Below are 11753 nucleotides of genomic sequence, written 5' to 3'. Positions count from 1 at the left end.
GAGCTACATCAACGTAATCGATTACGTTGTGGAGCTAGACGTCAGCTCGATCACGCCCACTCGCACAGTGAAGGGACAATGCGATGAAAAAGCGAAACGTCATGACTGCGACAGCAGTCGCAGCGGTAACAGGAATCACACTTGCTGGATGTGGTAACAACGGCGAGGAAGAATCTGAGTCTATCCAGCTTCGGTTGGCGTATGAGGCTCCAGAGGGTGGAGCGCAAACATTCGCTGCTGATATTTTCAGCGACACGGTTGAGGAGGCTTCAAACGGTCAGATCACAGTACAACAGTATCCGGGGGGGCAACTGGGGAACGAGTCAGACACCCTGGATTCAGTTCGGGCTGGAGATATTGACATTGCGATCACATCTGTTGCCAATGCATCAGGCATCATGCCGGAGTCAGCCGTGCTCTCATTGCACTATTTGGCGTCAAGTAGCGATGAAGCCGTCGAACTGTTCTCGAGTGAGGAAGTAAACGACGAGTATCGGCGAATAGCTGAGGAGAATCTCTCCGGGATCGAGCCACTTTCCCTCTTCATGCTTCCCATTAGGCACATGTACGGAAGCGAAGCTATATCCGAGCCTGCTGACACGGAGGATAACACCATCCGTGTACAGGCAGCGGAGTCGGAGCATATCTTGTTCAGCGCGTATGGAGCACAGACTGTGGATATCCCAATGCCAGAACTGTACTCAGGCTTGCAAACTGGCCTGGTGGATATGGCTGAAGGAGCAGTTACCACCTACTTAGAGAACAACCATCATGAGGTTGCGCCGGTAGTTTCGCTAACTTATCACGAGCTGAATGGCCAGGTGCTCTGGATCTCAACGGAAGCGCTGGAGTCATTGAGAGATGAACAAGTCGACGCAGTGCGAGCGGCGGCATTGGAAGTCACCCGTGAACAACCGTCTATGGCGATAGGTCTCGAAGAGGAAACCTTCGCAGACCTTGAAGAACGTGGAGTCACGATCCATGAGGATGTGGATGTCACGGCATTCCAGGAAATTGCGGAGCCTTATCAGCAAGAGCTTGCCGGGGAGATTTCCGACGACGCCGTTTCGTTCCTCGAAGTGATTCGACAATCAGTGGGCGATTAATTTCGACAATAAAAGCCGACGTATTCGAAGAAAAGAAATCGATTGAAGATGATGTCACTTGGCCTTAGACCGAGTAGTGTTGTTGGACAAGCAGAACGGAACCTCAAGACACGAGTACTAGACGCAGTCGAATATGTCCTCCTATTAGCTACAGGTGCCCTGTTGTTTGGGGTGCTCGCCGGTGTGGCCACCGACGTAATTTCGAGGCAAATTGGCTCTCCGGTGAGGTGGATCCAAGAAGCGACAATGATATCTTTTGTCTGGCTCATATTCATTGGGGCATCTGCAGCAATCAGACGAGGTGAGCACTTTTCACTCGTTTCCGGAAAAATAGAAAGCTATCGTAAGAGATTATCTCTTGAGCTACTAAATGCGGCGGCATCGATAGTGGTAGGTTTAGTAATCCTAATCCATGGATATTTTTACTTCGAGAATCAGATGCACAATAGGTTGCCCATCACAGGGTTCCCGTTAGCTGTAATGGCAGCGGCTCTTCCGGTCTTCGGGGCGTTCCTTACTGCGTTCACGGTTGAAAGGGTTGCAAAGGGATTCCGGGGCGGATTCAAGCAAGAGGAAGCAAGCGATGAGGGTGTCCACATCGCGCTTAAAGGAAGAGTTGAAGTATGAGCACTCTGGCTATTCTCTTGATGCTTGGCGTATTTCTCTTGCTAGCATTCACAGGGACACCGGTAGCTGTAGCTATGCTTTCAGGAGCACTGGTTGGCGGTCTCTTTGCTGATGTTAGTTATGCCACGATAATTGGACGGATGTTCAATGGCGTGAATAGTGTTCCCCTCATGGCTATACCGTTCTTCATGCTTCTAGCGCAGCAAATGGATTCCAGTCGAATAGCCGCGATCATAATAAAGTTTGCTCAAAGCCTCGTGGGTCATATTAGAAGCGGTCTGGCCCAGGTAAACGCCCTCTTCAGTATCATGTTTGCTGGGATCTCTGGCTCTGCTGCAGCCGATGTTGCGGCGAACTCGAGGGTCCTATTACCAGCAATGAAGCGTGAGGGCTATGATCCGGCATCGTCTGCCGCACTCATTGCAGCGGCCTCAACTATTGCAATAATGATTCCTCCTAGCGTGATGGCAATTATTTACGGGGCGGCCACGGGGGTTTCGGTTTCTGCGCTCTTCCTGGCAGGATTCATACCTGGTGGCGCTGTCGGAATCTCGCTGATGATCTATAGCTACTTTTTCGTGAAGAGCTCCGCCAAACATGAACGTGCTAAGTTCATTGACGTGCTCCATGCTGGAAGACGTGCAACATTGCCAATTCTGGTTCCGGGGCTAATCTTGGTCGGGATGCTTACAGGGCAGTTCACCGCCACAGAGGCTGGGATGGTTGCCGTAATTTACACGACATTGGTAGTCATTCCCATACTCGCACGAAAGCATACCGTGCGCTTCTTCCGAGACTTGATCGAAGGTGGCGTCCTCACTTCGCTTCCATTACTCGCTGTTTCATGTGCTTCTGTGTTTGCGTGGCTCTTCACATACTTTGGGGGTGCCGACGTCGTGGCGAATTTGATGGAGAATGTCGGCGGCGGGGGAGCGGCAGCTACGCTAATACTCCTAGTTCTACTGATGGTAATCGTAGGTCAGTTCATTGATGCAACACCTGCAATAATCCTGTTTGCACCGATCATCCTTGAAATACAGAGGAGTTCAGATATCAACCCAGTTCATATGGGTGTCATTGTTATTGTGACCATGGCGCTCGGGATGGTGACTCCGCCTTATGGTATCTCGCTTCTTCTAGCGACGTCGTTTGCTAAGGTGCCATTCTTTGCCGGAGTAAGGAAGATGATTCCGATCTACAGCATCTTTGCAGTGATTATCCTTGGCCTCATTCTCTTCCCAGATATAGCGCTTTGGCTCCCTCGAATTTTTGTGCCTCAGGCAGCTGGCTGTCTTCCTGCCCCTGACATTAGTGGAGGTTTTATCTGTCATTAGATGCATGTATCCCGGAAACATTAATTATTGACTGTCATGAACTATAAGTAGGTTGGAGAAAAAATGGTAGCTCTAAATACAGATAGATTCCGAGGTATTTTCCCGGCATGTCCGACTCTTATTCATGAGGATGAGACACTGGATGAGGAATCGCAGAGACAGTTGTACCGCAGAAACGCAAAAGCCGGTGTGAACGGATTTTGGATGTTTGGTTCTGGTGGCGAGGGGCTGACTCTCCGGGACGAGACAAGGCGTCGAGCACTAGAGCTACTCTTTGAGGAACTTGGAGAGGAATTTCCTGTCATTGCTGGGGTGAGTGCGGAGGGGACCCAACGGACCATCGATCGGTGGCGTCCCATTGCAGATTTGCCGGTGGACGCCGTCTTCGCGACGCCCCCAATCTATTATGGGTATCACCAGAGGGAGTTGATTCACTACTTTGAAACCGTCGCTGAGCTGTCCGGCAAGCCACTATTCGTATATCATAATCCATTCTTTACGAAGAATCGACTGACAGTGGACTCTGTTCTGCAGCTTGCGGAGCATCCGAATGTGGCCGGGGCGAAAGACTCCACCAATGAAATCGCAGAAACCCAGCGCATTTTGTGGGACGTGTCCGAAGACTTCGTACTGTACCAAGGAAACGAAGAGCTAATTGTGGCCAGTCAAGCCATTGGTATTGACTCATTTGTGTCCGTAGTTAGCGCTTCGAATCCTGAGCTGTTTCTAGAAGCGATACGGGACGGCAGAACGGGAAACGTACAGGATTCCATCAACGCCCAGCAGAGGATCAATAGGTATCTGGACGATATCGGAGTGTCGAGAGCCCGGAACGAAGGGGAGTTTGTTGGGGCAGTAAAGAGACAGCTGGGCCGTGAGGGTTACGGTGACGGAACGCTCACCTCTCCATGGCTGGGGCAGCCCGATGACTGATTCAAATAGTCAGGCGAGCCCGTCGCTTGGAGAGACAGGGGTGTCGTGCGGGACATTTCTGATGGAATTCAACACTCCAGGCGCTGGCCTGTTGGCTCACCATGCCGGTGCCGACTTTGTCTTCTGGGATCTTCAGCACACGGGATGGACCTTCACGGAGATTGCCATGGGCGTAGGATCACTGAGAGGACGCGATACGGTTGCCGGGGTGCGTGTTCCGGCGGCCAATCCCGCTGATATTGGGAGGGCGCTGGACCTAGGTGCGGAGATGATCATGGTCCCTGCCGTCAGGGATGCAACCCAAGCACGGGACGTAGTACAAGCATCCCGATACCCAGTGGAGCCGATTCCTGGCACTCGGGCGGTCACGTTCTCAGTGGCCTGGGACGCGTACTCGAAGCCAGATGATGTTCAAAAGGCGCTGTCTGACGCAAACAGAAGAATACGGATATTTGCTCAAATTGAGACTCTCGAGGGACTGGAGAACGTTCATAATATTGCGCAGGTGGACGGTATCGATGTGCTGTGGGTTGGTGATGGTGACCTAGCCGCCTCGCTCGGAGTCCCAGGGGATTTTGAGGCATCTGCTTACAAGAATGCACTCAGGTCAGTGGCTAGTGCGGCGAGGGATGCCGGGAAGCTTGCAGGATTCACGACTGCTGACCCCCGTACAGCGAGAGACCTATACAAAATTGGATTCCGCATCTTCGCCTTTGGTAACGATATCAAGATATTCTCCGAGGCGATGAGCAACGGGGTCGCCGTCATAAAGAATAAAATTAATTAAATAAATATTTATCGATATATAAGGAGCGTTAAATGGAAACTGATCTGTCAGGAAAGGTCGCCATTATTTCGGGCGCGACGTCAGGGATCGGCCAGGCGCTTGCCCGGAGATTAGCCGACCGTGGCGTCAAGTTGGGTTTGCTGGCCCGTGGGGAGCGTGATTCCGTTGTCCCAGGTGCCATTCAGCGAGCTATTGATGTTCGAGACTTTGAAAGCTTGCAGTCATTCTCGGATGAAGTGTCAGCGGAATTCGGCTCCCTAGATATCGTGATCGCTAATGCTGGGGTGGGTCATTACGCGGATTTCCTTGAGACTCCACGTGAACGTGTCCTGGAAATGATCGAGACGAATTTTCTTGGGACCGTGAATCTAGTGCAGGCTACGCTTCCGATCATGGTTCGGCATGGTAAGGGTGGCGATGTCGTTGCGATTGCTTCAGAAGCCGGTCGCCGGGGGCTTCCGGGTGAGGCGGTGTACAGTGCATCAAAGTTTGGTCAGGTTGGTTTGATGCGGGCGTTGGACAACGAAATGCGGGAGAATGGCATACGTGTCACAAACATCTGCCCAGGAGGTGTGGCTACCGAGTTCGCCGTAGGTAATGGAAGAGGAAGGGAGAAAGGCTCGGAGCAACTCACCAATATGATGACAGCTGAGGATATTGCCGATGTTGGTGAATTTGTGTTGGGTCGGCCGCGTGGCCATCGAATCCTTGAAGTCGCGATGCGTCCTATGAGTGAGCCTAGCTGGGGATGAATTTAGCTCTCACGTTGTGAGGATCCGCGGATGACGATTCGACCGGCGAGGAATATAACCTCGCCGGTCGAATCGCTGTCTTCAACTAGTTCTATAGATTTTCTGGCGATAAGATCTATAGGTTGCTGAAAGCTCGTTATGTTGGCTGCGTCAGCAAGCGAAGTATTATCAAATGACATGAGCACAACATCAGATGGAATGTTGATTCCACGACGCTGAAGTTCCAATTTTACCGCAATCGCATGGAGATCACTTGAGGCAATGATGGCATCTTTACATTCCCCAAATTCTATCCAATCAGCGATCTGTTGTGCTGCGTGGGGGGGGAGTCCAGTCTCGATATGGGATGAGATTGATGTGTGTCTTGAGATGTAGGTGTTGAAAGCGTCAATGCGTTCCTTTGATGACGATGTAGATTCTGGATACCCGATATAGGCTACTCGTGAACACCCCGTTCCGGTGACGTGCTCTAGCGCTTTATTCATGGCGTAATTCTGATCGGCGCCTACGTATGGGGCGATGTGTCCTGCGTGTCTATCTATCTGGATAACTGGTATCCGACTATGCGCCCACTGAATGGTTGAGGATGACATAGTTCTGTGTACTGGGCTTATCAGTAGTGCGTCGACTCTCCTGTTCGCGAGGGTTTGCACTCTTTGTCGTTCGATTATGACGTCGTTTTGTGAGTTGGCTATGAATAGATCCTTTCCTGACTGTTGGGCACAAGTTTCCAATTCATGAATGAGAGCCGTGAAGAATGGATTTACTATGTCTGGAACAATGATTCCAATAGTATTTGATTTACGTAGGCGCAGTGCGGTGGCGTTTGGGTCGCCCTGATAGCCAAGTTCTCTTGCTGTCTTCAGGACTCGTTGCCGTGTTTCTTCGCTAGCACCGGGAAGTCCGGACAGGACTCGCGAGACAGTTGCGGTGGATACATTCGCGACATCCGCAACATTTCTAATCGTGACATGGGGGCTTGTCACTATATGTCCCATCTGTTCTCTAGGATTGAAGAAAACTCGTTATGAGTCTCCCGCTAGTGGTTCCATGTTTTATGGAGAGTCTATGCCTCGTTCTCCAGAACTGTCCGGGTATGCATGTTATCTGTGCTTTCCTCAACCTTGCATGCATTGTCGATTAGTGAACTTGTTGGAGTCTACCAATATGATTTCTGGGGGTTTACGTGGTTATTATAAATCGGTTCGGGTAGGAGGTCACCCGGGCGGCGTCGTACCCTCTCCCGGAGTCGCAGGCGGACACGTGCCCGGCGGTGTGGACACTAGCCGAGAGGCCGTTGACCTGCTGTTTGGCCCCCGCAGGCTTCCACGGGCCAGCTCTGGAAGGATAGGGTGGCAAGTGCTTCAGGCAATCTTCAAAGGAGAAAACAGGCTTAGCGATGGCAGAGCAGCCCAGCACACTCTGGAGGCGCGAGGACGAGCGGCACCAGGCGCTGACCAAGGCCTACTTTGCCCATATCGCCGAGGAGGACCTCGCAGAGCTCGACACTGTGGCCCGCCAGGCCAGGGTCAGCGCTCATGTGGCCACGGCTGACTCCCGCACCAGCGCTGAACCTGCGGTGCGGGTGGTCCAGATGGAGCACCGCAGCATTGTGCAGGTGGTGACCGATGACATGCCCTATCTGGTGGACTCAGTCACCAGCGAGGTCACCCGCTGCGGACATGCCATCTCCCTGGTGGTCCACCCGATCCTGCTGACCAAACGCAGCAGCTCGGATGCCCGGCTCAAAGCAGTCCAGTCCGTGCCCACCTCTGGGCGGTCGCTTTCCTCCGGCGACACCCAGGCGCTGCCCACTGTGGCGGCCTTCATCGAGGAGCAGGACCGCACCCAGGTGGAGTCCTGGATCGCCGTGGAGCTGGACCGGATCATCGACGAACATTCCGCCGAGAACCTGGTCACCGGGCTGAACCGGGTGCTCGACGACGTCCGCGCAAGCCACCGTGATCGGGCTCGGATGGTGGAACAGGTCAGTCGGGCTGCCACTGAGTTCCGGCAGCTCTCCGGAGTGGAGGACCGGGACGAATCGGCCGAGCTGCTGGAATGGATGGGCTCCGGCAACTTCCTGTTCCTGGGCTACCGGCAGTATCGGGCGGTTGACGGCGGACTGGAACCGATTCCAGGCACCGGGCTGGGCGTGCTCTGCGATGTTGAGGGGCGGCCCGGCTCTGGACACACCAGCGAACTCACCGCTGAGGCCTCCGGACCGGCAGCGGATAAGCCGCTGGTGATCACCAAAGCGGATGCTCGCTCCACCGTGCGCCGGCGCACCTATATGGACTATGTGGCGGTCAAAACCTATGAGTACGACGGCACCGTGCTCAACCTCACCGGGGAACGGCGGTTCCTGGGCCTGTTCAGCCAGCGGGCCTACACCCAGTCGATCGTGACCATCCCGCTGCTGCGCTCCCGGGCCAAACAGCTGCTGGCCCGCTCCGGGTTCAGCCCCGACTCACACTCCGGGTCCGATCTGATGCAGATCCTGGAGACCTATCCGCGCAATGAGCTTATGCAGATGGACATTGCTGAGATCGAGGATGCCGCCTGGCAGATCCTGCAGCTGCAGGAGCGGCGCCGGATCAAACTGTTCCTGCGCCGAGATCACTACGGCCGGTTCATCACCGCCCTGCTCTACCTGCCGCGCGACCGGTACAACACCGACACCAGACGGCGGGCCGAGGAAGAGCTGCTAGCCCATATTGACGCTGAGTCCATCGACTTCAACGTGCGGCTCTCCGACTCGGTGCTCGCCCGCGTATTCTTCCGGATCCGTCTGAAGCCCGAGCCGGCGCCGATGCAGATCTCGGTGACTGAGCTGGAGGCCAGGCTGGGCCGGGCAGTACGCTCCTGGGGCGAGGGGATCGCCCAGGAGGCCGCCGAGCGGTACTCGACTGCCCACGCCGAACGGATCTCCACCCGCTGGGCCGAGGCTTTCCCACCGGAGTACCGGGTGGTCTACGAGGTCTCCGACGCCCTGCATGACGCCGCCGAATTCGAGACCCTGGAGGCCGAGCCTGAGGCCGGCCCACGGATCTCCTTCTACCCGCCGGCGGCGGATGATCCGGCGCATATGCGGCTGAAGCTCTACCTCGCCGAGTCCAAGACGCTCACCGACACCCTGCCGATCATCGACGACTTCGGCCTGGCCCTGCTGGATGAGCGCGCTTACACGATCAGCGCCCCCGACGGCGCGGTCTTCTACCTCTATGACCTGGGCGTCTGCTACCCGGAGGAGGTAGACCCCTACGCCACCACCGAGCTGTTCAAGGAGGCCTACCACCAGGTGCTCACCCAGCGGGTGGAGTCCGATGAGTTCTCCAGGCTGGTGCTGCACCTGCAGCTGGACATCCGCCGGGTCACCGTACTGCGTGCCTACGCCAAGTACATGCGCCAGCTGGGCATGTCGCACTCCTACGACTTCCTGGCCGAGGCGCTGGACGCCAATCCTGACGTGGCTCGGGCTCTGATCGCTTACTTCACCGCCAAGTTCGACCCGGCCCTGGACTCTGGGCGCACTGAGGCGGTGACGGCCTGCCGCACCCGGGCCACCGAGGCCCTGGAGAAGGTCAAGACCCTGGACGCCGACCGGGTGCTCTCCACCTTCCTGAACCTCATCGACGCCACCGACCGCACCAATCTCTACCAGGACCACCAGCGGCTGGCCCTGAAGCTGCGCCCGCAGGATATCGACGCCGCCCCCGCCCCCCGGCCGGCCCACGAGATCTGGGTCTACTCCCCGGAGGTGGAGGGTTCCCACCTGCGCTTCGACCGGATCGCCCGCGGTGGACTGCGCTGGTCCGACCGCTCCGAGGACTTCCGCACCGAGGTGCTGGGGCTGGTCAAGGCGCAGATGGTCAAAAACTCAGTGATCGTGCCCTCCGGGGCCAAGGGCGCCTTCTACCCCAAGGGTCTGCCGGATCCGCGGGCTGACCGCAACGCCTGGTTCCAGGCGGGCCGTGCCGCCTACCAGACCTTCGTCCGCGCACTGCTGGACGTCACTGACAACCAGCACGCCGCCGACGACGGGAGCATCACCATTGTGCCCCCGGAGAAGGTGGTGTGCCATGACGGCGACGACGCCTATCTGGTGGTGGCAGCCGATAAGGGCACCGCCACCTTCTCCGACACCGCCAACGAGATCAGCGCAGAGTACGGCCACTGGCTGGGCGATGCCTTCGCCTCCGGCGGATCAGTGGGCTATGACCACAAGGCCATGGGGATCACCGCACGCGGAGCCTGGGAGTCGGTGAAGTCCCACTTCAAGACTCTCGGCCACGACACCCAGTCCCAGGACTTCACCGTAGTGGGCATCGGCGATATGGGCGGAGACGTCTTCGGCAACGGCATGCTGCTCTCCGAGCACATCCAGCTGGTGGCCGCCTTCAACCACCTGCATATCTTCCTCGATCCCAATCCCGATACCGCAGCCTCCTACCGGGAGCGGAAAAGGCTCTTCACCGCCCAGAAGTCCGGCTGGGACGCCTATGACCCGCAGCTGATCTCCGAGGGTGGGGGAGTGTTCTCTCGGGAGGTGCGCAGCATTGAGATCACCCCCCAGATGCAGGAACGCTTCGGCATCACCGCAGATCAGCTCACCCCGCCCGAGCTGATCACCGCACTGCTGAAGGCCCCGGCTGACCTGCTCTACAACGGGGGCATCGGCACCTATGTCAAAGCAGAGCATGAATCGCACGATCAGGTGGGCGACCGGGCCAACAACGGCATCCGGATCAACGGCGGTGACCTGCAGGTCAAAGTGGTGGCCGAGGGCGGCAACCTCGGACTGACCCAGGCCGGACGGATCGAGGCCGCCCAGCACGGGGTGCTGCTGAACACGGACGCTATCGACAACTCTGCCGGGGTGGACTGCTCCGACCACGAGGTCAACATCAAGATTCTGCTGGACTCTTTGGTGGATTCCGGCCACCTGGAGGCCGCCGACCGCAATCAGCTGCTGGAGGAGATGACCGATGAGGTCGCCCGACTGGTGCTGGGCACCAATGAGGACCAGAACGTCCTGCTGCTGGCCGAACGCCACCGGCTGGCCGAATGGTCGCCCAGCTTCGCCCGGCTGATCACCTGGTTGGAGAACAACGCAGGACTCGACCGCCAGCTGGAGGTGCTGCCCAACGACCAGGACATGCTTGACCGGCTTGAGCAGGAGGTGGCGCCGCTGACTGCACCGGAGATCTCGGTGCTGGCGGCCTACGCCAAGATCCACCTTAAGGGCGCGATCGCAGACTCTAGGCTGCCGGCTGATCCATGGCTGGGCAGCACCCTGGTGGACTACTTCCCGGAACAGCTCAGCAGCCGGTTCGCCGAGCAGCTGCCCCGGCACCCGCTGGCTGACCGGATCATCGCCAATGACCTGGCCAATGACGTGATCAATATGGCGGGGTCCACCTTCGTCTTCCGCACCGCAGAGGAGACCTTCGCCTCCTCGGAGCAAGTAGTGCGCGCCTTCATCATCGCCCGTGAGCTGTTCCAGCTGGAGGACTTCGATACCGCGCTGCGCAAACTGCCGGTGGACTTCCCCACCAGCAGCTGGGCGGAGATCTATGTGGATATGCGCCGGCTGCTGGACCGGGCGGTGCGCTGGCTGGTGAACAATGGAGTGGAGGGTGAGTCGCTGGAGGCGGATATCGCCGCCTACCAGGAGCAGATCACCCCGCTGTACCGCAACCTGCGCTGCCTGCTGTGCGGCCCGGACGCTGAGCGAGTCTCCGCCCGTCATCAGCAGGTGCGCCAGCTGGGCATGGATGAAGAGCTTGCCGCCTGGTACGCCGAGCTCTTCGAATCCTTCTCCCTGCTGGATGTTGCGGCTCTGGCTCGCATCCACGGCCTCAAGTCGCATACAGTGGCCGAGGTCTACTACGCGGTCTACGCCGAGTTCAACGCCGATCAGCTGCTCGACCACATCACCAGGCTGCCCCGGAAGGATAAGTGGCAGGCCCTGGCCCGCGGCGCTCAGCGTGACGAGTTGTACTTCGCGCTACGTGAGATCACTGAATCGGTGCTCACCACCACTGAGGGGGACAGCGCTGCCGAGCGGCTGGAGAACTGGAAGAAGGCCAACACCTCCGCACTGGAGCGCTCCGCCCGGCTGGCCGAAGAGGTCCGGGACCGTGAGCACAGCATCTCCTCCATCACCGTTCTGCTGCGCCACCTGCGCGGGCTGATCGGTGCCTAGCCGAAG

8 protein-coding genes are annotated in these 11753 nt (G+C 57.2%); 7 read left to right on the top strand and 1 reads right to left on the bottom strand.

Features of this window, described 5'->3' with window-relative positions; all coding sequences use genetic code 11:
* The first annotated feature begins 101 nt into the window (after positions 1-101).
* From F0311_RS04450 to F0311_RS04425, 6 genes are all read left to right on the top strand, one after another.
* Entirely contained in the window at positions 102-1106 is a 1005-nt protein-coding gene (locus F0311_RS04450) for a TRAP transporter substrate-binding protein (RefSeq protein WP_191089731.1), read from the top strand.
* A gap of 48 nt (positions 1107-1154) precedes the next feature.
* Positions 1155-1733: a TRAP transporter small permease gene (locus F0311_RS04445; protein ID WP_150460749.1), complete on the top strand. Its 579-nt coding sequence runs from the start codon at positions 1155-1157 to the stop codon at positions 1731-1733.
* Positions 1730-3067 carry a TRAP transporter large permease gene (locus F0311_RS04440; protein ID WP_150460748.1) on the top strand — a complete coding sequence of 446 codons (1338 nt, stop codon included), beginning with the start codon at positions 1730-1732 and terminating at the stop codon, positions 3065-3067. The genes F0311_RS04445 and F0311_RS04440 overlap by 4 nt, the downstream gene beginning before the upstream one ends.
* Before the next feature lie 63 nt (positions 3068-3130).
* Positions 3131-4000, top strand: a complete 870-nt coding sequence (locus F0311_RS04435; RefSeq protein WP_150460747.1) for a dihydrodipicolinate synthase family protein — start codon at positions 3131-3133, stop codon at positions 3998-4000.
* Positions 4001-4061: 61 nt separating this feature from the next.
* Positions 4062-4787 carry an HpcH/HpaI aldolase family protein gene (locus tag F0311_RS04430; protein ID WP_191089730.1) on the top strand — a complete coding sequence of 242 codons (726 nt, stop codon included), beginning with the start codon at positions 4062-4064 and terminating at the stop codon, positions 4785-4787.
* Between the two features lie 32 nt (positions 4788-4819).
* Entirely contained in the window at positions 4820-5539 is a 720-nt protein-coding gene (locus tag F0311_RS04425) for an SDR family oxidoreductase (RefSeq protein ID WP_150460745.1), read from the top strand.
* 2 nt (positions 5540-5541) lie between these two features.
* Here F0311_RS04425 and F0311_RS04420 read toward each other — a convergent pair whose 3' ends face one another.
* Positions 5542-6537 (bottom strand): LacI family DNA-binding transcriptional regulator, encoded by a 996-nt coding sequence (locus F0311_RS04420; RefSeq protein WP_150460744.1) that lies wholly within the window; start codon positions 6535-6537, stop codon positions 5542-5544.
* 401 nt (positions 6538-6938) lie between these two features.
* Between F0311_RS04420 and F0311_RS04415 the strand changes: the two genes are divergently transcribed.
* A complete protein-coding gene (locus F0311_RS04415; protein ID WP_150460743.1) occupies positions 6939-11747 on the top strand; it encodes an NAD-glutamate dehydrogenase in 4809 nt (1602 codons plus the stop codon).
* The last annotated feature ends 6 nt before the right edge of the window (positions 11748-11753 follow it).

Source organism: Nesterenkonia ebinurensis (assembly GCF_008711175.1).
Classification (GTDB): Bacteria; Actinomycetota; Actinomycetes; order Actinomycetales; family Micrococcaceae; genus Nesterenkonia; species Nesterenkonia ebinurensis.
The sequence above is the reverse complement of the archived record's forward strand: the minus strand, read 5'-3'. Positions and strand labels throughout refer to the sequence as shown.